Origin of the sequence: Halanaerobium hydrogeniformans (assembly GCF_000166415.1) — a bacterium.
GTDB classification, from domain to species: Bacteria; Bacillota; Halanaerobiia; order Halanaerobiales; family Halanaerobiaceae; genus Halanaerobium; species Halanaerobium hydrogeniformans.
Genome location: NC_014654.1, coordinates 997,369 through 1,022,329 on the forward strand (window position 1 = coordinate 997,369; position 24,961 = coordinate 1,022,329).

Annotated in this window: 20 protein-coding genes and 8 tRNA genes; 27 read left to right on the plus strand and 1 reads right to left on the minus strand. The window is 31.6% G+C overall.

Annotated elements, in window-relative coordinates; all coding sequences use genetic code 11:
- Positions 1 to 19: 19 nt before the first annotated feature.
- The 19 genes from murI to HALSA_RS04485 all read left to right on the plus strand — a co-directional run bounded on the left by murI (position 20) and on the right by HALSA_RS04485 (position 14,313).
- The gene (murI, locus tag HALSA_RS04395) at positions 20 to 895 is read left to right on the plus strand and encodes a glutamate racemase (RefSeq protein WP_013405410.1); all 876 of its coding nucleotides are present in this window, start codon (positions 20 to 22) and stop codon (positions 893 to 895) included.
- A complete protein-coding gene (gene rph, locus HALSA_RS04400; RefSeq protein WP_013405411.1) occupies positions 888 to 1,607 on the plus strand; it encodes a ribonuclease PH in 720 nt (239 codons plus the stop codon). The genes murI and rph overlap by 8 nt, the downstream gene beginning before the upstream one ends.
- Positions 1,608 to 1,609: 2 nt before the next feature.
- On the plus strand, positions 1,610 to 2,212 hold the full coding sequence (locus HALSA_RS04405; RefSeq protein ID WP_013405412.1) for an XTP/dITP diphosphatase: 603 nt from the start codon (positions 1,610 to 1,612) through the stop codon (positions 2,210 to 2,212).
- Between the two features lie 128 nt (positions 2,213 to 2,340).
- Positions 2,341 to 2,417, plus strand: a tRNA-Pro gene (locus tag HALSA_RS04410).
- A gap of 8 nt (positions 2,418 to 2,425) precedes the next feature.
- A tRNA-Gly gene (locus tag HALSA_RS04415) sits at positions 2,426 to 2,499 on the plus strand.
- Between the two features lie 2 nt (positions 2,500 to 2,501).
- Positions 2,502 to 2,579, plus strand: a tRNA-Arg gene (locus HALSA_RS04420).
- 243 nt (positions 2,580 to 2,822) lie between these two features.
- A tRNA-His gene (locus HALSA_RS04425) sits at positions 2,823 to 2,899 on the plus strand.
- Positions 2,900 to 2,913: 14 nt separating this feature from the next.
- Positions 2,914 to 2,990 (plus strand) — tRNA-Pro (locus HALSA_RS04430).
- A gap of 27 nt (positions 2,991 to 3,017) precedes the next feature.
- A tRNA-His gene (locus HALSA_RS04435) sits at positions 3,018 to 3,094 on the plus strand.
- A gap of 101 nt (positions 3,095 to 3,195) precedes the next feature.
- Positions 3,196 to 4,317: a YibE/F family protein gene (locus HALSA_RS04440; RefSeq protein ID WP_013405413.1), complete on the plus strand. Its 1,122-nt coding sequence runs from the start codon at positions 3,196 to 3,198 to the stop codon at positions 4,315 to 4,317.
- 160 nt (positions 4,318 to 4,477) lie between these two features.
- Complete coding sequence (locus HALSA_RS04445) at positions 4,478 to 6,007, plus strand: putative bifunctional diguanylate cyclase/phosphodiesterase (RefSeq protein ID WP_013405414.1); 1,530 nt, start codon at positions 4,478 to 4,480, stop codon at positions 6,005 to 6,007.
- 86 nt (positions 6,008 to 6,093) lie between these two features.
- The gene (locus HALSA_RS04450) at positions 6,094 to 6,726 is read left to right on the plus strand and encodes a TetR/AcrR family transcriptional regulator (RefSeq protein ID WP_013405415.1); all 633 of its coding nucleotides are present in this window, start codon (positions 6,094 to 6,096) and stop codon (positions 6,724 to 6,726) included.
- A gap of 144 nt (positions 6,727 to 6,870) precedes the next feature.
- Positions 6,871 to 6,956: transfer RNA gene (locus HALSA_RS04455), tRNA-Leu, on the plus strand.
- Between the two features lie 112 nt (positions 6,957 to 7,068).
- The gene (gene tig / locus HALSA_RS04460; RefSeq protein ID WP_013405416.1) at positions 7,069 to 8,349 is read left to right on the plus strand and encodes a trigger factor; all 1,281 of its coding nucleotides are present in this window, start codon (positions 7,069 to 7,071) and stop codon (positions 8,347 to 8,349) included.
- A gap of 102 nt (positions 8,350 to 8,451) precedes the next feature.
- Positions 8,452 to 9,048, plus strand: coding sequence for an ATP-dependent Clp endopeptidase proteolytic subunit ClpP (clpP, locus tag HALSA_RS04465; RefSeq protein WP_013405417.1), 597 nt, complete (start codon positions 8,452 to 8,454; stop codon positions 9,046 to 9,048).
- Positions 9,049 to 9,069: 21 nt separating this feature from the next.
- Positions 9,070 to 10,335 carry an ATP-dependent Clp protease ATP-binding subunit ClpX gene (gene clpX / locus HALSA_RS04470; protein WP_013405418.1) on the plus strand — a complete coding sequence of 422 codons (1,266 nt, stop codon included), beginning with the start codon at positions 9,070 to 9,072 and terminating at the stop codon, positions 10,333 to 10,335.
- 166 nt (positions 10,336 to 10,501) lie between these two features.
- Positions 10,502 to 12,853, plus strand: coding sequence for an endopeptidase La (gene lon, locus HALSA_RS04475; RefSeq protein ID WP_013405419.1), 2,352 nt, complete (start codon positions 10,502 to 10,504; stop codon positions 12,851 to 12,853).
- On the plus strand, positions 12,840 to 13,442 hold the full coding sequence (gene yihA, locus HALSA_RS04480) for a ribosome biogenesis GTP-binding protein YihA/YsxC (RefSeq protein WP_013405420.1): 603 nt from the start codon (positions 12,840 to 12,842) through the stop codon (positions 13,440 to 13,442). Before lon ends, yihA begins: the two co-directional genes overlap by 14 nt.
- A gap of 1 nt (position 13,443) precedes the next feature.
- A complete protein-coding gene (locus HALSA_RS04485; RefSeq protein ID WP_013405421.1) occupies positions 13,444 to 14,313 on the plus strand; it encodes a class I SAM-dependent DNA methyltransferase in 870 nt (289 codons plus the stop codon).
- Between the two features lie 59 nt (positions 14,314 to 14,372).
- On the opposite strand, the gene HALSA_RS04490 is transcribed toward HALSA_RS04485, so the two are convergent.
- The gene (locus HALSA_RS04490) at positions 14,373 to 16,133 is read right to left on the minus strand and encodes an FAD-dependent oxidoreductase (protein WP_013405422.1); all 1,761 of its coding nucleotides are present in this window, start codon (positions 16,131 to 16,133) and stop codon (positions 14,373 to 14,375) included.
- Positions 16,134 to 16,535: 402 nt separating this feature from the next.
- Here HALSA_RS04490 and HALSA_RS12960 point away from each other — a divergent pair, with 402 nt between their 5' ends.
- The 8 genes from HALSA_RS12960 to HALSA_RS04530 all read left to right on the plus strand — a co-directional run bounded on the left by HALSA_RS12960 (position 16,536) and on the right by HALSA_RS04530 (position 24,853).
- Complete coding sequence (locus HALSA_RS12960) at positions 16,536 to 16,991, plus strand: hypothetical protein (protein ID WP_238524779.1); 456 nt, start codon at positions 16,536 to 16,538, stop codon at positions 16,989 to 16,991.
- Positions 16,992 to 17,658: 667 nt separating this feature from the next.
- A complete protein-coding gene (locus HALSA_RS04500) occupies positions 17,659 to 18,723 on the plus strand; it encodes an FAD:protein FMN transferase (protein ID WP_420795049.1) in 1,065 nt (354 codons plus the stop codon).
- Positions 18,704 to 19,705, plus strand: a complete 1,002-nt coding sequence (locus tag HALSA_RS04505; RefSeq protein ID WP_238524780.1) for a polyprenyl synthetase family protein — start codon at positions 18,704 to 18,706, stop codon at positions 19,703 to 19,705. The genes HALSA_RS04500 and HALSA_RS04505 overlap by 20 nt, the downstream gene beginning before the upstream one ends.
- A gap of 100 nt (positions 19,706 to 19,805) precedes the next feature.
- On the plus strand, positions 19,806 to 20,468 hold the full coding sequence (locus tag HALSA_RS04510) for a peroxiredoxin (protein ID WP_013405425.1): 663 nt from the start codon (positions 19,806 to 19,808) through the stop codon (positions 20,466 to 20,468).
- 186 nt (positions 20,469 to 20,654) lie between these two features.
- On the plus strand, positions 20,655 to 21,668 hold the full coding sequence (locus HALSA_RS12390; protein WP_013405426.1) for a peptidoglycan-binding protein: 1,014 nt from the start codon (positions 20,655 to 20,657) through the stop codon (positions 21,666 to 21,668).
- Between the two features lie 14 nt (positions 21,669 to 21,682).
- Positions 21,683 to 21,759 (plus strand) — tRNA-Arg (locus HALSA_RS04520).
- A 75-nt stretch (positions 21,760 to 21,834) separates the two neighbouring features.
- Positions 21,835 to 23,349, plus strand: a complete 1,515-nt coding sequence (locus tag HALSA_RS04525) for a sensor histidine kinase (protein ID WP_013405427.1) — start codon at positions 21,835 to 21,837, stop codon at positions 23,347 to 23,349.
- On the plus strand, positions 23,342 to 24,853 hold the full coding sequence (locus HALSA_RS04530; RefSeq protein WP_013405428.1) for a response regulator transcription factor: 1,512 nt from the start codon (positions 23,342 to 23,344) through the stop codon (positions 24,851 to 24,853). The genes HALSA_RS04525 and HALSA_RS04530 overlap by 8 nt, the downstream gene beginning before the upstream one ends.
- Positions 24,854 to 24,961 lie beyond the last annotated feature (108 nt).

Here is a 24,961-nt window from a genome sequence, read left to right on the forward strand (position 1 = left end):
GATTTAGGAGTTGGTCTTTTTGGATGATTCTAAAAGAGCAATTGGTTTGCTTGATTCAGGTGTTGGAGGTTTAACAGTTGCTCGCGAAATATTTAAGCTATTACCTGGAGAGGATATAATTTACTATGGTGATACTTTGCACCTGCCTTATGGTCCTAAAAAACTCTCTGAGGTTAGAGAATATGTAGAAAATATAATAGCTTATTTAAAACAAGAAAAAAATGTTAAAGCTGTTGTAATTGCTTGTAATACTGGTAGTTCAGCAGCTTTAGATTATGTAAAGCAAAAATTTGAAATTCCGATCTTCGGAATGATCGATAGTGCGGCCAAAAAAGCTGTTAAAGTTAGTCAGAACAATAAAATTGCGGTTATAGGTACTGAAGGGACTATAAACAGTCAGGCCTATCAGAAGGCTATTAAGTATGAATCAGCAGAGTCAGAGATTTTTGCAAAAGCCTGTCCGGGTTTTGTAAAATTAGTAGAAGCAGGAAAGTTTTCTGGCCCTGAGGTAGAAAAAACTGCTTATAGATATTTAGAATCAATTATAAAAGCGAAAGTGGATGTATTGATTTTAGGCTGCACCCATTTTCCATATTTAATGCCTGTTCTAGCAAAGGTTATGGGAAAAGATGTAATGCTTGTTAATCCTGCTCAGGAAACAGCCTTAAAGTTCAGAAAAGAATTAAATAAAGCTAATTTATTGAACAAGGATATCTTTTTAAATAAAGATATTGTTGAGGGGGAACATAAATTTATTGTAAGTGATGAGAGTAGAATATCTAAAAGCTTTTTGGAACATGGAAGACGTTTTTTAAAGCTGGATAATTTAGAATTTAAAGAAGAAAATATTTTTCTTGCTTTAAAAAACAGAGGGGGAAATTTAAATAATGCGTAATGATGGAAGAGAACTTGATCAGTTAAGAGATATTCAAATAACGAGAGATTTTACAAAATATGCTGAAGGCTCAGTATTAGTTGAAACTGGAGATACAATGGTTTTGTGTAATGTTTCTATAGAAGATAGTGTACCATATTTTTTGAGAGGGCAGAACACTGGCTGGTTGACAGCAGAATACTCTCTTTTACCTAGAGCTACTCAGGATAGAAATATTAGAGAAGCTGCTAAAAGAAAGTTAAGTGGCAGAACCCAAGAAATACAGCGTTTAATTGGTCGTAGTTTAAGAGCAATAATTGACCTTGATAAAATGGGAGAAAGAACTATCTGGGTTGATTGTGATGTTTTACAGGCTGATGGAGGGACTAGAACTGCTTCAATAACAGGAGCTTATGTTGCTTTAGTTGATGCGGTTAACTTTTTGCTTGCTGAGGGTAAGTTAAGCGAAAACCCTTTAAAAGATTTTATGGCAGCTACCAGTGTGGGAATTGTTGAGGGGAAAGCAATGCTAGACCTCTGTTATGAAGAAGATTTTAGGGCTCAGGTGGATATGAATATCGCTATGACCGAAAATGGTGAGATAATCGAAATTCAGGGTACTGCTGAAGAAAATCCCTTCACCAGAGAAGAAATGAACAAATTGTATGATTTAGCTGAAAAAGGAATTAGAGAATTAATAGAGATACAAAAGCTGAATCTGGCAGTTGAATAATTATGCAAAAAATTATAATTGCCAGTGGTAATCAGCATAAAATTGAAGAGATAAAATCTTTTTTTTCAGATTTAAAAATAGATTTTTTGCCGTTACCAGAAGATAAAAAGCTGCCTGAAGTTATAGAAGATGGGAAAAGTTATAGAGAAAATGCCCTCAAAAAAGCAAGGCAAAGGGCAGCTGAACTTAATGAGGTTGTTTTAGCAGATGACTCAGGGCTTTCAGTAGAATATTTAGCTGGTGCTCCAGGTATCCGTTCTGCTCGATTTGGTGGAGATGATCTGGATGATCGTGAGAAGTATTTAAAAATCATCTCTCTATTAGAGGGAATAAATGGGGAGCAGCGCAAAGCTGCTTTTATTTCGGTACTGGCCCTTGTAGATCCTTTTAAAGAGGAAGAAATAGTTGTAGAAGGACGCTGTGAGGGCTTGATAGTTCAACAACCTGCAGGAGAGCATGGTTTTGGCTATGATCCCATTTTTTATCTACCAAAATTCAATAAAACTATGGCAGAAATATCACCTGAAACAAAGAATAAAATAAGCCATAGAGCTAAAGCACTTCAGAAATTAAAAGAGGTACTTAAAGAGTGTTATATGGAGTAAATGAGAGTATCTAATACTTTATTTAATTTAAGAGCTAATATATGGCTATTTGTTTTTTGACCGAGGCATATATTTACTATATACTATTAATTGCTGTCACAGAAAAAATACTTTTTTGGCGGCATAATCGGAGCGTGGCGCAGCTTGGTAGCGCACCTGCTTTGGGAGCAGGGGGTCGAAGGTTCAAATCCTTTCGCTCCGACCATTTTATACGCGGGAGTAGCTCAGTTGGCTAGAGCATCAGCCTTCCAAGCTGAGGGTCGCGAGTTCGAGTCTCGTTTCCCGCTCCGCGCCTGTAGCTCAGTCTGGATAGAGCAACGGACTTCTAATCCGTAGGCCATAGGTTCGAATCCTATCAGGCGCGCCATTTTTATTTTAATAAGAACAAGTATTAATTCACCTGAGAAGGTGTTTTTTTATTTAAAAAACATTTAAATGTGATATAATATGAATAGAAGCTTAATAGAGTTAATAATATTAGTTTTATTTTTGTCTGATTTTTAATTTAAAAGATTAAAAGCTGCTTGACAAATACTTAATTTTACTGTTATAATAACAATTGTCGTCAGATAATTAAGCTTGATTTTCAAGCTTTAATCAATCTAATATGGTGGATGTAGCTCAGTTGGCTAGAGCGCAGGATTGTGGCTCCTGAGGCCGTGGGTTCAAGCCCCATCATCCACCCCATTTTTATTTTTTTGCGGAGCGTGGCGCAGCTTGGTAGCGCACCTGCTTTGGGAGCAGGGGGTCGAAGGTTCAAATCCTTTCGCTCCGACCATTTCAAGTTTTTAATCAATCTAATATGGTGGATGTAGCTCAGTTGGCTAGAGCGCAGGATTGTGGCTCCTGAGGCCGTGGGTTCAAGCCCCATCATCCACCCCATTTTTTTATAAAAGTTTATAACAGCTTCTCCACTCTATAATCGGTGGGGATTTTTTTGGTTAAATTGATATACTTAAAATTCAAATAAGTTGGTGAAAAATATGGATTTAAAGATAGATTTTAAAAAATGGATATTTGTGATTATTATACTCAGCCTGATATTTATTATTTCAAGTTTTTTTATTCCAGAAACAAACTTAATTTCATCTCAGCCTACAAACGAAGAATATTTTAGGGGTAGAGTTTTAGAAATTGAAGAATATCAATCTGAGGATGGATATATTCAAGAGGCTTTAGTTGAAGTTACTGATGGACCCCTGGCTGGTGATATAGTAGAGATTGAAAATGACTATCAGGCTGATCACAGATTTTTAAATATTAGACTGGAAGAAGGATTAAGGGTTGTTTTAGTTTCTTTTGAACATAATGGAACAAGAGATATTTATCTGCAGGATATTGCAAGAGATCGAGGATTATTATTAGCGGTAATAATATTAGTTTTAGCTCTGCTTTTGGTTGGCAAACTAAAAGGTCTGGAAACTATATTTACCTTATTTATTACAGCATTTATAATTGTTCGGGTTATGCTGCCTCTTATTTTAGCGGGCTGGTCACCAATTTTGGCAACTACTTTTAGTGCACTTGCAGTTATAGTGTTAATTTTAACAATTATTGGTGGTTTGAATGTTAAATCTTTATCTGCAATAATTGGTACTGGTTCAGGTGTAATAATAGCCGGTATTTTGGCCTATTATATTGGAAATATAGCTCACCTATCAGGGCTTGGAACCCAGGAGGCTCAAATGTTAGCTTCAGGTATAGAAGGACTTGATTTCAGAGGCCTTTTATATGCAGGAATAATAATTGCTTCTTTAGGTGCAATTACTGATGTGGCAATGTCAATAGCTTCAGGAGCTTATCAGATTAAAAATGCCAATCCTGAGATTGAATTTAAAGAATTAATGGATCATTCACTTGAGCTGGGAAGAGATATTATGGGGACAATGGCAAATACTCTGATCTTAGCCTATGTAGGTGGAGCAATTCCGTTTTTATTACTTTTATTATTTAATCAAATTTCCTGGTTGAGAATTATCAATATGGATTTTGTAGCAACAGAAATTTTAAGTGGTATAGCAGGAACGATAGGACTGGTAATTTCTATTCCTATTACAGCTTTTTCTGCAGCACTTTTAATTAATAAAGTTAAGAAAAAGCATTAATTATTTTACTGCTTGATAATATTGCTAATTTTAGTATATAATGAAGTTAAAATAGTAAATAAATTTTGTAAATTATTAAAACTCCGGTTATAGCTTTATAAGCTTTAGCTGGAGTTTTATCTATATTAGTAAAATAGTTACGCTTTGATTGGAGGATATTATGAAAAAAAATGATAGTAATAATCCTGTTAGGAAAATAGTCATTAGATATTTCGTGTTTGGGATTTTATGGATATTGTTTTCTGATTCTTTAGCTGCCTTTCTTTTTAAAGATTATGTTAGCTATCAGCAAATCCAGTCGGTAAAAGGGATAGCCTTTGTTGTAATAACAGGTTTCTTTTTATATTATCTTCTAGTTAGTAATTTTGAAGAGATTTTTAAAAAAGAGGAAGAGTTATATCAGCAGGCTTATTATGATTCATTAACCTCACTTCCTAATAAAAGATATTTAGATGAAGAATTAAAAGCTAAGATAAAAAAATCACAAAATAATAAAAATTATAACTTTGCAGTTTTTTACATAAATATTGAAAATATTAATACTTTAATGGATATTAAAGGCTATAAGCAGACCAGTAATTTTATCAAAAAACTGGCTGATATCTTAAAAGATATAGAAAAAGAAGATTCAAAATCATTTATTGCAAATTATAATTATAGTAAGTTTATAATCATTAACAATAGGGTCAACAAGAAAAAATATAGTAAGAAAGCAGAAAAAATTCTAGCAGCTGTTCAAAAACTCTGGGAAAAAGGAGAAATAGATTATTATTTAAATATTAATATAGGTATAGCTTTTTACCCTGATTCTGCATTAGATGGTGAAGGATTAATTTCGGCTGCTCAAATAGCTGCTCACAGTATAGAAAATAAGAAACAAAATTATAGATTTTTTGATCAGGAACTTTATTTAAGAAAGTTGAAATTTGAAAATCTAAAACAAGATTTAAGAACCGGTTTAGAAAAAGATGAGTTTTCACTTGTCTATCAACCTAAAATCAGGCTTAGTGATAAAAAAATTGTCAGTTTAGAAGCTTTAATTCGCTGGCAGCATCCTGATTTAGGTATTATTTCTCCAGCAGAATTTATACCAATTGCCGAAAAAACTCATCTGATTAGAGAAATAGGCTGCTGGGTATTAGATGAAGTTTTAAAGCAGATAAGCAAGTGGAAAAATAATACTGAAGAAGAAATCAAGGTTTCTATTAATTTATCTCCACTGGAATTATCCAATCCAAATAAAATTAAAAATATTGATAGGGCTTTTGAGAAATATAAAATAAAACAGGAGCTAATAGAATTTGAAATAACAGAAAATGCTTTTTTAGATAATAAATATAATTTTCTAAAGATCTTAAAGCAATTAAAGGGACGAGGTTTTACTATAGCTTTAGATGATTTTGGAAGTGGTTATTCTTCTTTAAATTATCTTAGCTATTTACCTATTGATAAATTAAAAATTGATAAATTATTTGTAGATAATTTAGAAAAAGAGAAAAATCAGCTTTTAACTCAATCGATAATTAGTTTATCACATAATTTAGATTTAAGTGTTATTGCCGAAGGAGTAGAAACCAAAGAACAATTAGATCTGCTTGAAAAATTCAATTGTGACCAGGTTCAGGGTTATTATTTTTATAAAGCACTTAGTCCAAAAGAAATAGAAAAATTATTGCTAAATAACGACTGATTTTAATCTTTAATTTTTTTAAAAACTATGCTATAATATATATACCTTGTTGACCATAAGTCATATTACAGTGGAGGGAATAAAGATTGGCTAAAAAGACAAAAAAATCGCTTAAGAGGCGTAACACAATTTTAAGAGAAGCAGAAAAGCTATTTATTGAAGAAGGTTTTGAAAAAGCAACTGTTAAAGAAATTGCCGAAAGAGCAGGAGTTGCTAAAGGAACCTTTTATTATTATTTTGACACAAAAGAAGATATAATTAATGCTTTGTTAGGAAAAAGGTATAATCATACTGAAAAAAAAGCTCAACATATTTTAGAAAGTGATAAATACAGTCCACTTGAAAAATTAGAAAAAGTAATTTTAAGGCTTATTTTTACCAGACAGGGTAATTTTAAGGTTTATGAGTTTTTTAAGATAGATGAAAATGCAAAGTTTATGAAAAAAAGAAATAAAGAATTCTGGAATAAGTTTATTCCGGTTTTTACTGAAATAGTAAAAGAAGGTGTAGAAGCTGGAGTGTTTGAAACCGACTACCCGGAAGAATTAACAGAAATATTATTTATGGGTATTGATGGTTTTTTGCATCGGCATTATGCTAAATTTACTACCAAAGAAATGTACCAGGCAAAATTTTGTGCTGTAGAAGAATTATTAACCAAAGCACTTAATTTAAAAGGACAAAAAGTTGATCTATCATTGATGAAACCGGATAATTAAATTTAATCTAAAATTTATTAAGAAAATTAGGTCTTAAGTCTTGACATTTATAAAAAGCTATGCTAACATTATATGTGCTTTTTGTGAAAAGTAAAGTTAATTTTTACAATTAAAATAATTAATTTGAAATTATCTCAAAAGCTTGCGAAAGTGGCGGAATTGGCAGACGCGCTAGATTTAGGATCTAGTGGGTAATCCCCGTGTGGGTTCGAGTCCCACCTTTCGCACCATTTAATAATTCTGTCATTGACCCCCGATATTGGCCCGGTGCCAGATCGGGGATTATTAACATATAGAGCCTATAACAAAATAGTTTTTAAATATGAGTTAGGAGGAATATTGGTGGAAATAAATAAAGAGGTATTAGAAGGTAACAAGATTAAACTGGATATTGAAATAGAAAGTGAAAAGGTTGAAGAAGCTTTAGAAAAAGCATATCGTAAGGTTGTTAAAGATATGACCATTCCTGGTTTTAGAAAAGGGAAAGCTCCTCGAAAAATTGTAGAAAAAAGATATGGTGAAGAGGTGCTTCATAAAGATGCACTTGATATTTTAATTCCTCAGGGATATAGTCAAGCATTAGAAGAAACTGATATTGAACCAATAGATCAACCAGAAATTGCAGATTTTTATATTGCCAAAGGTGAGCCTGCTAAATTTACAGCAGTAGTTGAAGTTAAACCTGAAGTAGAACTTGGTGAATATAAAGATTTAGGTATAGAAAAAGAAGATGCTTCTGTAAAAGAAGAAGAAATAGATGCACGTCTTAAAAATATGCAAAATGAACACAGCCAGCTTGTAACTTCTGAAAGAAAAGAACTGCAGGAAGGTGATTTTGCAATAATAGATTTTACCGGTTATGTTGATGGAGAAGAATTCCCCGGTGGATCTGCTGAAGAATACAGTTTAGAGATTGGGTCAGGTAGCTTTATTCCTGGTTTTGAAGAACAGCTGATTGGACTTGAGGTTGGTGAAGAAAAAACTGTTGAAGTAACCTTCCCCGAAGAATATCAGGCAGATGACTTAGCCGGTCAGGATGCTTCATTTGATGTAAAGTTAAAAGAAATCAAGGTTAGAAAGTCTCCAGAGCTTGATGATGATTTTGCTGTTGAAGCCAGTGAATATGAAACTTTAGCTGAATTAAAAGAAAGTATTAAAGAAGAGCTTTCAGAACAAAAAGAAAAAAATGCTGAAAATAACTATAGAGAAGAATTAATTAAAAAAGTAAGTGAAAATGCTGAAGTTGAGATGACTGATACTTTAGTAGATGAACAGCTTGATCAAATGTTCCAGAGTCTTTCCCAATCAATTTCTCAGCAGGGTATGGAAGTTGAAGATTATCTAGGATATATGGGAATAGATGAGGAAGAATGGCGTGAACAGAATAGAGATTCTGCAGCTGAAAGAGCTAAAGAATTGCTTGTTTTAGATGCTATTGCAGAAGTTGAGGGAATTGAAATTAGTGATGAAGAATTAGATGAAGAAATAGAAAATATAGCTGAAATACATGACAGAGAAGCTGAACAAATTAAAGCTATCTTTCAGATGCAGGGACAGCTTGAAACTCTAAAAGATGATATTAAACGTCAAAAAACTATTGAGTTTTTAAAAGAAAATAACTAAATGTAATTATAGTATTTTGTAAATTATTAACTGTTTTTAAGTGATAATACTGTTATAATTTATTTAAATACTTTGATTTAAAAAATAAGGAGGTAAATTGTTATGAGCCTTATACCAATGGTAGTAGAACAAACAAATCGAGGAGAGAGATCATATGATATATACTCTCGTCTTTTAAAAGATAGAATCGTATTCTTAGGTTCTCCAGTATCAGATCAGGTCGCCAATACAGTAATTGCTCAATTGCTTTTTTTGGAAGCAGATAATCCAGATAAAGATATATATCTTTATATTAACAGCCCAGGAGGTTCTGTAACAGCTGCTCTGGCTATGTATGATACAATGCAATATATTAAACCTGATGTTGTTACAATCGGTATGGGACAGGCCGCAAGTGCGGGTGCACTTCTTTTAGCAGCTGGTGCTGAAGGTAAACGTTATGCTTTACCTTATGCGAGGGTTATGATCCATCAACCTGCTGGAGGAGCACAGGGAAAAGCTACTGAAGCGGAGATTCATATTAAAGAGCTGATGAGGATTAGAGAGCTCTTAAATCAAATATTAAGTGAGCATACTGGTCAGGATGTAGAAAAGATTGCTCAGGATGTAGAAAAAGATTATTTCATGACTGCAGAAGAAGCACTTGATTATGGTATCATTGATGAAGTAATCACACGTAACGAGTTAGAGGAAAAGTAATTTAGCCTAAGAGGTGATATAATGTTTAAATTTGGCGATCATGAAGAAGGAGAACTTAAATGTTCTTTTTGTGGAAAAAGCCAGGATCAAGTAAAAAAGCTAGTTGCTGGCCCAGGTGTATATATATGTGATGAATGTATAGAATTATGTAATGAAATTGTTGAAGAAGAAATTGATGAAGAAATTGATCTTAAGCTTAGTGAAATACCAAAACCAAAAGAAATAAAAGAAATCTTAGACCAATATGTAATTGGTCAAGAAAGAGCCAAAAAATCACTGTCTGTTGCTGTATATAACCATTATAAAAGGGTTAATACAAATATGGTAGTTGATGATGTTGAATTACAGAAAAGTAATATTATGATGGTTGGACCAACCGGATGTGGTAAAACATTAATGGCTCAGACTTTAGCAAGAATCTTAGATGTTCCTTTTGCTATTACAGATGCTACTTCTTTAACAGAGGCTGGTTATGTAGGAGAAGATGTAGAGAATATTCTCCTCAAATTAATTCAGGCTGCTGATTATGATGTAGAAAAAGCGGAAAAGGGAATTATTTATGTAGATGAAATTGATAAAATTGCCCGCAAATCAGAAAACACCTCTATAACTAGAGATGTGTCTGGAGAGGGAGTACAGCAGGCACTGCTCAAAATAATTGAAGGGACAGTTGCAAGCGTACCACCACAGGGAGGCAGAAAACATCCCCACCAGGAATTCATTCAGATAGATACAACAGATATTTTATTTATTGCCGGTGGAGCTTTTGATGGTCTGGAAAAATTAATTGATTCTAGAATTAGTGAAAAAGTGATGGGTTTTGGTGCTGATATTAAAACCAAGAATGAAAGTAAAAATATAGGAGAAATTTTAAAGCATATTCAACCACAGGATCTTCTTCATTATGGTTTGATTCCTGAATTTATCGGTAGAATGCCTGTTCAGGTGACTTTAGACGAACTTGAAGTTGAAGATATGGTGAGAATAATGCAGGAGCCTCGTAATGCACTTGTAAAACAATATCAGAAGTTTTTCTTGATGGATGATATAGAGTTAGAATTTACAGATGATGCTTTAGAAGCTATTGCCAATCAGGCACTTTCTAGAAATACAGGTGCCCGTGGTTTAAGATCTGTAGTAGAAAATACTGTACTTGATATTATGTATGACTTACCATCAAGACCAGAAATCAAAAAATGCATTATAACTAAAGAGGTTATAGAAAATAATGCAGATCCAATTTTAGAAATAGAAGATGAAATGACAGAAAAAGAAGAAAGTGCTTAAAAACTTAGTTCAGACTAAAATCATTTAGTTCTCTGCTAAGGATTGCTTTACTAAGAATTAGAGATAATATTACTCTTTAAGAGTGGTATTGTCTCTTTCGTTTTTAAAGATTTATAAAGGTAAAATATTAATTATATCGAATTATAATAGGTGAGAGGTGAGATAAATGTCTGAAGCAATTAAAAGTAAAAAAACTATGGAACTGCCTTTGCTGGCTTCAAGAGGAGTAATTGTTTTTCCCCATATGGTTATACCTCTTTTAGTGGGTAGAGATAAGTCGATTGAAGCACTTGAAGAAGCAATGATGGAAGAGAAGAAAATTATTATTGTGGCCCAAAAGGATGAAAAAATCGAGGACCCAGAAATAGATGATATTTATTCATTTGGTACTATTGCTGAGGTTAAGCAATTTGTTAAATTACCAAATGATATGATGAAAGTAGTTGTAGAAGGTTTAGAAAGAGCCAGAGTTAAAAGATATATTGATACTGAAGGTTATTTTCTAGCCGAGGTAGAAAGTTGCCCTGAAGAAAAAGTTGAGGTTGATACTGAAACAAAGGCTCTGATGAGAACAGTTGTTAAAGAGTTTGAACAGTATATAAAATTCAATCGTAATTTACCCGCAGAAACCATTATGTCGGTTAATGATATAGAAGATCCCGGTAGACTGGCAGATGTTATATCTTCGCAAATCGACTTAAAATATCAGCAGCTGCAGGAACTTTTAGAGGCAACTGATATAATAGAACGTTTAGAAAAAATGCTGGCTGTACTTCGTAGTGAGATAGAGGTTCTTAAAATTGAGCAAGATATAAATAAGAGAGTGAAAAAAAAGGTAGAGAAAAATCAAAAAGAATATTATCTGCGCGAAAAGATGAAAGTTATTAAAGATGAACTTGATGAAGATCAGGGTGCAAGTGCAGAGATAGCGGAGTATTATGAAAAGCTTGAAGAAGTAGATCTACCTGAAAAAGCTGCAGAAAAAATTGAAGAGGAGATAAAAAAATTGGATCGAACCCCAAATATGTCTCCTGAGGCAACTGTGATACGTAATTATCTTGACTTTATACTTGATTTACCATGGAATATTTCTAAAGAAGACGAAATTGATATTAAAAAATCTGATGAGATACTTGAGGCAGATCACTATGGTTTAGAAGATGTCAAAGAAAGAATCATCGAATATCTGGCTGTAAGGAAAATGGCACCTGCTAAAAAGAGCCCGATCTTATGTCTTGTAGGTGCTCCAGGAGTTGGTAAAACTTCACTTGGGCGTTCAATTGCAAGGGCTTTAAATAGAGAATTTGTTCGCCTGTCTTTAGGTGGTGTAAAAGATGAGGCAGAAATTAGAGGGCACCGTAGAACCTATATTGGTTCACGTCCAGGTAGGATATTAAGTGCAATAAAAGATGCTGGTACTAAAAATCCTGTGTTTTTATTAGATGAAGTGGACAAAATGAGTTCCGATTTTAGAGGAGATCCCGCCTCAGCTTTATTAGAAGTTCTTGACCCGGAGCAAAATATAGAGTTTAGTGATCATTATTTAGAACTTCCTTTTGATTTATCAGAAGTATTATTTGTGACCACTGCTAATGTTGCTCATACAATACCGGCTCCACTTTTAGATAGAATGGAATTGATAGAGATACCTGGTTATACAGAAGATGAAAAATTAAAAATAGCAGAAAAACATCTCTTGCCAGATATTTATGAAGATCATGGTTTAAAAGAAGATCAAATCAACATTTCTTCTAATGCTATTTATAAGGTTATTAGAGAATATACAAGAGAAGCTGGAGTTAGAAATCTTGAGCGCAAACTTGCAGCAATTGCTCGTAAAGTAGCTAGGGAATTTTTAGAAGGCAGAGACAAAAAAGTATTAGTAGCTGTAAATAGTGTTGAAAAATACCTTGGTTTACCAGATTATGAATATCAGCAGAGCAGCTTGGAGGATAGAGTTGGAGTTGCAACCGGTTTAGCCTATAATCAGGCAGGTGGAGACATTTTAGATATTGAGGTTGCTGTAGTACCGGGCAAAGGAGAGCTTACTCTAACTGGTTCTTTAGGTGATGTTATGAAAGAATCAGCCCAGGCTGCATTGAGTTATGTTCGTTCAAAACAAAATGAACTTTCTTTAACTGATGGATTTTATAAAAACTTTGATATTCATATTCATGTTCCTCAAGGTGCCGTACCAAAAGATGGCCCATCTGCAGGAATCACAATTGCTATTGCTCTTGCTTCTGCACTTACAAATCGTAAGGTGCGGGGAGATTATGCAATGACAGGAGAGATTTCACTTAGAGGTAGGGTGCTGCCAATCGGTGGCTTAAAAACTAAAATTCTTGCCGGCCGTAGAGCGGGTTTAAGTAAGTTTATATTACCTCAAAAAAACAAAAACAATTATGAAGAAATAGATAGAGAAATAACAAAAGATATAGAGGTTTCTTTTGTTTCTCATATGGATGAAGTATTAGAAATGCTGTTATGTAAGGAAGATGAAAATGAAATTGAGTAATGCTAAATTCTATAAAAGTGTTTATAAATATGAAGAATGTCCAAGATTACAACAGCCAGAGGTTGCTTTCAGTGGGCGTTCAAATGTTGGGAAATCATCTTTGATTAATAGAATTACAAAAAGAAAAAAACTGGCAAGGACAAGTAACACTCCTGGCCGGACCCAATCATTAAATTATTTTAATATTGATGATAAATTTTATCTGGTAGATTTGCCGGGTTATGGTTTTGCAAATGTACCCAAAAAGGTCAAAGATGATTGGGCAGAATTAATAGATAGTTATTTAAATTATAGAGAAAATTTAATCGGGATAGTACAAATTATTGATTCCAGACATAAACCAACTAAAGACGATAAAATGATGGTAGAATGGTTAAAAGCCAGTGGGTTAAGCTTCTTAATTGCTGCTACTAAAGTTGATAAAATTTCAAATAATGAAAGAGCAAAACAGAAAAAAATTATTTTAAAAGAACTAAATTTAGATAAAGAAGACAATTTTATTTTCTTTTCTGCAGAAACAGGAGAAGGAAGTAAAGAAATTTATAATTATTTAGAGTCTCTACTTCAACTTGCCAAAGACAGGTCTTAAAATGGAAAATAGTTATACGAATTCTTTTGCCAAAATATATGATGATATAATGCAGGAAGTACCCTATCAATTTTGGTTTAAATATTTAAAAGATCTGCTTAGCTATTATAACTTAGAAGTAGAATCCATTCTTGAGCTTGCAGCAGGAACTGGCAATATGACAGAAGAACTGATAAATCTTCCTAAAATAAAAGAAATTAAAGCTCTTGATCTATCATCAGCAATGCTCGAAAGAGCAGAAAACAAACTTTCCCAATATGAGCTTAAAAATTTAAAGCTAGAATTTGTTCAGGCAGATATGACTGACTTTAAATTTCCTGGTAATTTTGATTTAATTTTATCTGTTTTTGACAGTTATAACTATCTTCTAACTGAGAAAGATCTTAAGGAGAGTTTTAGCTGTGCTGCAGAAGTTCTACAAAAAGATGGCTTATTTATTTTTGATATGAATTCGATTAAAAGGATTAATACTATTGAAGAAAAAAAGACAATGCTTGAGGGCGAAAATTACAGCTGTTTATGGGAAGATATTGTGAATACAAAAGAATCCGTCTGGCAGGTTAAATTACAGATCAGTCCTGAAGATGATAAGCTACCTGCTTTTGAAGAATTTCATACTGAAAAAGGTTATGAAATTAAAACAATTAAAAAGTTACTCCAGCAAAGTGGTTTTAAAGGGGTAGAAGTTTATCGATCATTTAATTTTTTTAAAGCAAATGATAAGGTGGATAGGATTTATTTTGTAGCAGCCTTAAGTGAAGAAAGGCTGGCAGAGAAAAAAGGTTTTATGACTAAACTTTATTTCTCAATAAAAAATGAATTTAAATATTTATTAATCGGTTTAAAAACCATTTTTAAACAAACTATCTGAAACTAAGAAACTGCCGGGTATAATACCCGGCAGTTTGTGTTTAAATAGCATATTATCTTTTATTTTCTTTTTGTAACAACTTCTTTAAGATGTTCAGCTTTATTTTTGGGTTTTCTCCAGACTAATTTCTTGATTAAAGGAAGTACATAATAGTCAAGTCCTAATGATTGACCTGAATTTGCCAGACAGGGGAAAGAAGCCATTAAATACCACATGTTTCCCGTTCCAGATAAAAAGAAATTAATATTCATGAATATAGAAGCCATGGCTCCTAAGACACTAAAGAGACCTAAAAAGAGTGATAGTCCAATCGCAATTTCGGTAAAGGTTACGACAACCTGGAAGAACATCGGATACTGCATAACCACTGCTTCCATAAAAGCTTCATACCAGCCAACAGCATTTGGCCCTATTGGAGCAGCTGTTGCTCCTGCAACTAGATGATCAGGGCTCTGCAACCAGCCATCCTGAACTTTAGATATACCACTCATCAACCACTGATAACCAAGGAATATTCTTAAAATAGCGATAAAGAAAGTATGAGATTTCATTGTAGCTTGATCAAATAGCTGAGGTACTATACCCTTTTTTGAAGCCTGTTCATGGATGTATTCATTTACTAAAGAAAAACCTTCTTTAATTCCACCTATTTCAAAGAAATAAAACATATTAACAAAATGTTTTAGCAATAATGCGGGTCGTCCTTTTAATGATAGGCCGGTAACATCTGCAACAGCATAATCCGAACCTACTGATACCATTACTCCATGTAATTTGGCATCAATTTTTTCTTTATTCTGGCCTTTTATATCTGCAAAAATATTTTTTGCTGCACATTCACCAGTCTGCATGGCTGTCTCTACTAAAGCAGGCAGTGTTTTTTTATCGGCCCATGGAGCTGCAGAATTATCACCAATTGCATAAACTTCTTTATGCACTGGTATTTGTAAATATTCATTAACTATTAATCTTTCAGTTTTATCTTTTTCTAAATCTAGATCTTCAACTAAAGGAGCACTTTTTACTCCACAGGTCCAGATTACTGTATTTGAAGGTATTGTTTCAGTTCCCTGCTCACCTTTATCAATAATAATAGCATTTTCTTTTACTTCCTGAGCGAAGTGACCTGTTAAAATTTCTACATTTTTTTTATTGAGATATTTTTCAGCTTTTTTGGCCATTTCTTTATCTATATTGGGAAGAATTCTTTCTAATCCTTCTACAAGATAAAGTTTGATTTCATTTCTAGGAACTTCATATTGTTTAGATAATTCATCAAACCATTGAGTCAATTCTCCAACCATTTCAACTCCGGTAAATCCAGCACCTGCTACAACAAAAGATAATAATTCTTTTCTTTTCTCAGGATCATCTTCAAATTGGGCTTTATGAAACATTTTTTCTACCTGATGATTTATTTTTTTAGCATCATCCATTGACCAGAGAGTAAAGGCATTTTCGTTAACACCTTTGACACCACAGTCATTTGGCTGACTACCAGTTCCTAAGATCAAATAATCGTAACTATATTCTTTTTCCTCGGAATAAAGCTTTTGATCATCAAAATTTATCTCAGTTATTTCATCCCAGATTAGATTAACCTTGGTACTTTCAAAAAGTCTGTTTAAGCTAATTTCTAGATTTTCAGGCTCAACTCTATTACCTGCAACTTCGTGTAATTCAGTAATTAAATGGTGCTTTTTTCCTTTATTAAGAAGCGTAACCTCTATATCTTCTTCTTTTTTGGCGAGTTTAGCCATTTTTTTGGCAGCAGAAACACCTCCATAACCTGCGCCTAATATAATAACATGTTGTCGCATAGTAGTTCCTCCCTTTTAATTAATGTGCAAAATTAAATTACTTAAATAATTAGCTAGTAGTTATATTTTTCACACTACAATTATAGCATATATAAAAAAAAATGCAAATATCTGAGTAAATTACTCAAGAATAAAATATTATTTTATCTAAAACTGCCAAGAAAACTCCTTCCAAGCTATGCATTGGGTGGAGATGAATTGGCTATTTATTCTGATTTTCAATATACTTTTTAATTGTCTCAATAGTAGCACCACCAGAAGATACAATAATGATATTGTAGACTATAAACAGAATAATAATTGTTATTTAAGTCTCTATTCATAAAGATCAAACCTCCATTTTTTCTTTTACAAGCAAACATATGTATGATATAATTATAGTAGGATGGAGGTGAAAAATCAATGCGATTATCATTTAAATTCAACCCTAAATTAAGCCATAAGCAATTAGTAATAATTAATGAATTAGCCTGGCATTGCTCTAAATTATATAATATAGTCAATTATCAGATTAAAAATAATAAAGATGTAAAAGCTGTCTATACTGAATTAGAAACTAGATATAAAAATAACTGGCATAATGACTACCTTCACTCCCATAACAGACAGCAGGCATTAAAGCAGTTAGCTCAGGACTGGAAAAGTTTTTTTAATTCTCTCAAAGATTATAAAAAGAATCCTCAAAAATATAAGGGTCAGCCAGGGTCACCTAATTTTAAACATATGAACAGTAATCCCTGTGAAATAATTTTTACCAATTTAGCTGTTAGAATTAGAGATAATAAATTACTCTTATCCTTATCTAAAAAGATACAGTCTAAATATAATGTGAAAGTCACTAAAGCTTTTAATTTATAATACGCAAGGAAAGCTTTAGTATGACCGTATTCGATTTGGCCGCTATTCAGTAGATCTGGAAAAAATAAATAAAAGTAACTATGATAAATCCAGAAGAATTACTAGAGGTCTCTTTAAAACTAACGAGGGCCTATTAATTAATGCTGATCAGAATGGTAGCTTTAATATACTTCGTAAATACCATAACGATAAATGTATTCTCAGACCTATCAAAGAGGCGAGAGATAATGGATTTGTGGACAATCCTTCAAGATTAAGGGTATCCTAAACTATTAGGAGCAAAACTTAAAAGCCAAACATCTTGTAAACTGACCTAGTAATATAGGTTGAACTTTAATCTATATGAAGCAGTTAGAAGCTCCCTCTAAATCTTGGTTTTGATTTAGGTGGAGAGGTTCACTCATTTTTAAGGCGGTTTTTTCCTATAAACCTTTAAAATCTAGTGAAAAATATGTAATTTAACTAAAAAAAGTTTTAATTTCTTGGTGACTTAAATCAAAAAAACAATCCAAAATAAGATTTAATTGAAATAAAAAAATGCTATGTTAAAATTATAACAAATATATTCCGATATTATTTACTTTGCATTAATTAATATTTATGATAAAATATAAGTAGTTTACTCCGGTTTAAGTTGAGCCTTAATAAATTAATACAAAATAATGGAGTGGTAGATTTGTTAAAAAATAAAAAATTAACTTTTTTATTAATTGTAATTATTAGTTCATTTTTGTTTATGACTGCTTGTGGAAGGGATGGTGGACAAGATATTCCTTCTGCTGAAGACAATTCTTTTATTATGAATACCCTGGTCCAGATGAGGGCTTATGGTGAAAATTCTGAAATAGCAGTTGAAGAGAGTATGGAGAGGATAAGAGAGATTGAATATTTAATGAGTAGAACTTTAGAGGATAGTGAAATTAATCAGATTAATATGAATCCAAAAGAATTTATTGAACTTTCTCAAGAAAGTAAAAAAGTATTGGAAGAAGCGCTTTATTTTGCTGAATTAAGCAGTGGTGATTATGATCCCACAATTGGCCCTATTGTAGACTTATGGGGTATTGGTACTGATCAGGCTCGAATCCCTTCTGAGGAAGAGATTGCTAAAGCTTTAGAATTTGTAGATTATAATTATCTCGAGATCGAAGGTAATAGAGCTAGAGTTACTAAAGAAGGAGTAAAAATTGATTTAGGTGGAATTGCCAAGGGTTATGCTGCAGACGAAGTTAAAGAGATCGTTAAAAAGCATGATGTCCCAAGTGCTTTTATTAATATCGGTGGTAATGTATTAGTTGTTGGAAATAATGTTGATGATTCAAAGTGGAGAATAGGTATACAGGACCCCAGACATGGTAGAGGTAATGTGATGGCCATTATTGAGAGTGAAGATCAAACTATAGTTACTTCAGGTAATTATGAACGCTATTTTGAAGAAGATGGAGAAATTTATCATCATATTTTTGATCCAGAAAATGGCCATCCAGCCAGAACCGGTCTGCTGAGTGCTACAATAATTACTGAAACTTCTTTAGACGCTGATGCTCTATCAACAATAGCTTTTATTAAAGGTTTAGAAGATGGAATGAAATTTGTTGAAGATATTGAAGATGTTGAAGTGATGTTTATAACTGAAGAATTAGATGTTTATATTTCTTCAGGTTTAAATGATGGTTTTGAAATAACGGGTCCGGACTTTAACTTAATTGAAGGTGGAAATATTGCTGATTGAAGATAGGTATTACAAAAATATTGTAAAAAAATTAGATAAAAATATTATAGAAAAAACTACAACACATCGAGAAATAATTAATTCTGCCATTGTTGATTTAATTGATGGTGGTGGAAAAAAGCTTAGGCCGTTCTTAATGTTTTTAGCGGCAAGTTTTGGTGATTATGATAAAAAGGAACTCTTAGATCTAGGAAGCAGTATTGAAATACTGCATATGGCTTCATTGCTTCATGATGATATAATTGATGATGCTGATTTGAGGCGGGGAAAAGTAACTGCTCAAAAAAGATTTGGTAAAAATGAAGCTGTTTTTATCGGAGACTTTTTAATATCCAGAACTTTTGATATTTTATTTGAATATCTTGATAAAGAAACATTAATAAAAATGAATAAAAACCTCCGTTTAATCTGTGAAGGAGAAATAGAACAGGCTGAAAAAAAATATGATTTTAATATTTCAATTAGAGATTATTATAGGAGAATTAGACATAAAACAGCCTTATTATTTGCAATCAGCAGTTATTTAGGTGCATATGTAAGTGGAATTAGAGGTAAAAAGTTAAATATATTATATAAACTTGGTTTAGAAATTGGAATGGCTTTTCAGATCCAGGATGATATACTTGACTTTAATGGAGAACAGGCAAAAACCGGCAAAAAAATTGCCAAGGATTTAGAAGAAGGAGTTATAACCCTTCCTGTAATTTTATTATTTCAAAAAGAAGAATATCAAAAAAAATATTCTCATGTATTAGAAATGGGTGGACTTAAAAATACTGAGCTTGATAACAGAAAACTTGAGCAGGAGACAATTATTTCAATTACTGAAGATGTAAGGAACTCTTCAGTATTAGAGGAAAGCCGTGAAATTTTAAAAATATTTATCACTAGAGTGGATAAATATTTGAATTATCTGCCTAAAAACAAAGCAAAAAAGAGATTAAAAAAGCTAATTGCTGCTCAAATTGATAGGAAATATTAATTGAAGAAAAAATTAATTATTTTGCTTGACAAATAACCTATTTTTGACTATAATTGATAATAGCAATCAATACTAATAATTAATAATAGGAGTGATAAAAATGGAAGAGAAAAAATCTATGCCATTAATTGGGGATCAATTTCCAGAATTTGAGGTAACTACAACTAAAGGTAAAATTAATTTACCAGAAGATTATAAGGGTCAGTGGTTTATATTATTCAGTCATCCTGCTGACTTTACACCTGTTTGCACAACTGAATTTGTTGCTTTTCAAAGAAGATATGATGAATTTCAAGAATTAAATACTGAATTAATCGGATTAAGTATTGATCAAGTATTCAGTCATTTAAAATGGGAAGAATGGATAGAAAATAATATGGGTGATAAAATTGAATACCCAATTATAGCTGATGGAACAGGCAGAGTTGCAAGAGAAATAGGTTTACTACATACTGCTAGTGAAACTGCTACAGTAAGGGCGGTATTTATTGTTGATCCTGAATCAAAGATAAGAGCAATTTTATATTATCCTTCCGAATTAGGTAGAAACATGGACGAAATAGTTAGAATGGTTAAAGGACTGCAGAAAGCAGATAAAGAAAATGTAGCAATTCCTGCTAACTGGCCAAATAATGAAGTTGTAGGAAGCAATGTCATAGTACCACCTGCTAATAGTGCAAAAGAAATAGAACTGAGGAAAAAACAGGTTGAAAGTGGAGAACTAGAAAGTTTTGATTGGTGGTTATGCCACAAAAAATCTTAGAATTTAGAAATTTAATAACTTATATTAAGGCGGAGAGCTTATTTCTCCGCCTATATTTAGTTGATAGCGATTATTTTTAACTTTTTAGCAAAAAAAATAATTTAATTATAAAATATTATTTATAAAAATTCAAATATATGTTAAGATTAATATTGAGGATTTAAATTTAAACAGGAGGTAGGATTTATGCTGATAGAGAAAAAAAATGAAGAATCTAAAGAAAATAATATTTTAATAAATATATTTAAATTTAAGCAATTTAAGTTTGGGATACTGATACTGCTTTTACTCTTATTTTTGGGAAGTCAAAACACTATGGTTTTTAATAATCAAGTTTTTGCACAGCCGGATAATACAGGCAGCAGAGAAAGCTTTTCCAGCAGCCAGGCAGAATCAATTTTTTCCAGTAATCAAATTTTACGTGAAAATGATCGCGGTGAGAATGTAAAAAAAGCTCAAAAGATTCTTAGACAAAAAGGTTTTTATCAGGGGGAAATTGATGGTCATTACGGACATCAGACAAGGCTGGCTGTGATTAAATTCCAAAAAATAGCTGGGTTACAGGCTGATGGTGTTTTGGGTCCTAAAACTTTAAGCAAATTAACTGCAGAAGGAGAAAATGATGTTGCTGAATATACTGTACAGTCAGGAGATAGTCTGTGGGTTCTGGCAAGAAGGTTTGATAGCAGCATTAATGAACTCAAAGCAATTAATAATTTAAATTCTGATAGTATAAGAGCAGGAGATAAGTTAAAAATTCCTGGTGACAATCACAGTTCTTTTTCGGTTAATATTGTTGACATGGAATGGAGCAAGGTAGATTCTATTTTTCCCAGGGAATCTAAAGCAATTATAACTGATGTAGAAACAGGTTTAAGCCTTGAGGTTAAAAGACTTTATGGAACAAATCATGCAGATGTTGAACCACTAACTGCTCAGGATACTAGAATTTTACGTAGTATTTATGGTGGTAGCTGGAGCTGGGAGAGAAGATCAGTAATTGTTTATGTTGACAATCATTTAATTGCAGGTTCTATAAATGGTAAACCACATGGTGGTGCAGCCATAGAAAACAATAACTTTCCAGGCCATATCTGTCTTCACTTTAAAAACAGTCGCTTACATAATAATGGAACAAAAGATCCTGAACATCAAAATATGATTGAAAGTGTTGTTGAAAATGATATTTATGATCTTTAATTTATAATATAAAAGGGGCTATAGCTCAGGCGGATAGAGCGGTAGATTCCTAATCTGCAAGCCACAGGTTCGAATCCTGTTAGCCCCACCATTATATTAATAATATTATTATATTTTATAAAATACCTCCCACTTTGGTTGGGAGTTTTTTGCTATTAAATAGGGGGTGGAAATAATATTTTCTAAAATAAAGGAGTTTTTTAGTAAAGATAAACGTTCAATAAGAACTAGAATTATTAGTGTTTTTATTATAATAATTATTATCTTAAATTTAGTTTTCTTTTTTTCTTTTATCAGAAGAGAAAGAGAAATCCAAATTTATCAAGATAATGTAGATATAAATTTTAAATTAAATCAGCTGTCATTAGAAATAACTGAAAACTCTCGTTATTTCTCGCTTTATTTTCAAAACAGAAATGAAGAAAACAGAGAGATGTATTTAAATTCTAGGGAAAAAATTATGGGTTTAATTTCAGATATAGAAGCGGAAGTAGCTCAAGATCAAAAGAGTAGAACTTTTTATAGAAATTTAAACAATATGTTAAATTATCATGATGAGTTGGTCAATGAAGTCCTAGAGACTAATATTTTTGATTCCAGCACTTATCAGACTTTAACCAGAATAGACACATTATATTCCTATATGAGCAGTCATTCTCAAAATCTTATTAATTCTTATTTAGAGCATCACAGTAGAAGTTATGTAGATTTATTGATCAGCACTCAGGAGAGAACAAAAACTATTTATTTAATTATTATTTTGATCAGTATAGCAGTTTTTATTTTTTCAGTTTTATTTACCAACAATATTTTAAAAGCAATAGAAAAACTTTCTTATTCTGCTCGTTATCTATCTTTAGGCCACTGGGATATTGAAGATATAGAAGAAATTAGATATAGAGAATTAAATATATTGGGACAAACTTTTAATTTAATGAAAAATAATATTAAAAAATATATAAATGAGTTAAAAGAAAAAGCCGAATTGGAAAACAAATTAAATAAACAGAAGATGAAAAACATCGAAAAAGAAAGACTTTTAAAAGAATCGCAATTATTAAATCTGCAGATGCAGATGGATCCACATTTTTTATTTAACACTTTAAATACAGTTTCGAGGACAGCAATGTTCGAAAATGCTAAAAAAACTCAAAAGTTAATAATAGCTATTTCAAAAATAATGCGTTACAATCTTGATCACACTGGTAAGTTGGTAAGTTTAGAAAAAGAAATTGAAGTTTTAAAAGCATATTTAACTATTCAGAAAACTCGTTTTGAAGAACAGATGGAGTTTGATATACAGATAAATGGAGATATTTCTGATATTGAAATCCCCCCAATGCTCTTACAACCTGTTGTTGAAAATGCTATTATTCATGGTTTATCTGATAAAGATTCAGGTGGTCAAGTGATAATTAGAATTGAAAGAAAAGCTACAAACTTGAAAATAATTATTGAAGATAATGGTATAGGTATTAAAAAAGAAAGATTAGTAAGTATTCTAAATGGGAAAATAAATGACAAAGATGAATCACAAAAAGGTAGTCTTGGTTTGTTGAATGTAAAAAAACGCTTAAAGCTTCAATACGGAAAAGATTTACTTTCAATAAAAACGGAAGTCGATAAAGGTACAAAAATAATAATTAATATTCCTTTAACAGCAGGAGGTAATGATGTATAAAATTTTAATTGCAGAAGATGAAAAGATTGAAAGAAAAGCTATTAAATTCTATTTAAATGAGTTTTATTCTAAAGAATTTGAAATTGTTGCAGAAATTGCAAATGGAAAAGAAGCAGTTAAAAAGGCACTTGAAAATGATGTAGACTTAGTATTGATGGATATTAAAATGCCTAAAATGGATGGTTTAGAAGCTGCCAAAAAAATTAAAGAAAAAAATGAAGAGATTGAGATTATTATATTAACTGCTCACAGTGAATTTGATTATGCAAAAAAATCAATTGAAATTGGAGTTATTGATTATTTAGTAAAACCATATCTTGAAGATGATTTTTGTCGAGTAATTGATAAAAGTTTAGCTAAAATAAAAGAGAAAGAAATAAATAAATCCAGAGAAAAAAATCTTGTTAATAAAGTTAAAGAAACCTTACCTTTTTTAGAAAAAGAAATAATTCTAGAAGTTGTTTATAACACAAAAGCTTCTTTAGTTAATTTTGAAGAACATAAAAAATTATTAGGTATAGAGGCTGCTGAACATCAGTTTCTTCTTTTGAGTGCCAAACCACGAGAAAAATTATCTGATACTTTTTTTTATAAAGCAAAAAAAATAGTAAAGAAGCATTTCAAAGGAACTATTTCTTATAATGGTTTAAATGATATAATTTTTTTAATAATTGCTGATAATTTAGAGGATGATGCTGAACAAAAAAAAATGGATATCATCATAAATGAGCTTAAGAAAAATTATAATGAAAAATATAATTCGCGTTTATATCTTAAAAAAAGCAGGGTAATTAAAGATATAAAAAACTTAAACCAAATTTATAATAAAACTAGATCACATCTTTTTGAAAGTGAGCTTCAAATTGATAGCTATCCTTATCAAAGAGAAAAAAATATTTTTGCTAAAATAATTGATAAAGATCAAAATGCTGCTGAAACAGAATTTGCAGAAGTCTATCAATATTTAATTGAAGAAGAGAATTGTGATATTTCAAGTATAAGATCCTATTTAAGACGCTTTGTTATCTTTTTAAATAGAAGGATCATGGAATATTACAATAGAGAAGAGCCACTATTCAATTTAGAAAAAACAGAAAATGAAATTGCAGCTATAAGTGATTTAGAAAACTTAAAGCTTTATGTTGAAAACTTGATCAACAAAATAATCTTAAATATAAGTCACACACATAAAGAACAAAAAGTTGAAGTTATAGAAAAAGTAAAACAATATATTCAGGATAATTATTGTCATGATATTACTCTAGAGATGGTTGCAGAACATATAGCTTTTAGCAAATACTATTTAAGCAAATTGTTTAAAGAGGTTGAAGGTATAAATTATAAAGATTATTTAATCAAGGTTAGAATGGAGAAAGCTAAAGAACTGTTAAAAGATGGTGTAAAGATAAAAGTAGTTGCCCAAAAAGTGGGATATTCAAATCGTAATTATTTCAGTAGATCCTTTAAAAAATATACGGGTATTTCACCCGGTAAATACAAATAGTATAAGAAAAACAACTCTATTTAGACAATTTTCAGAAAATAAACAATGAAGTGAATAAAATAGCAATTTAGTCTATAGTAATCATTTATTTGCCCTGATATTATATTA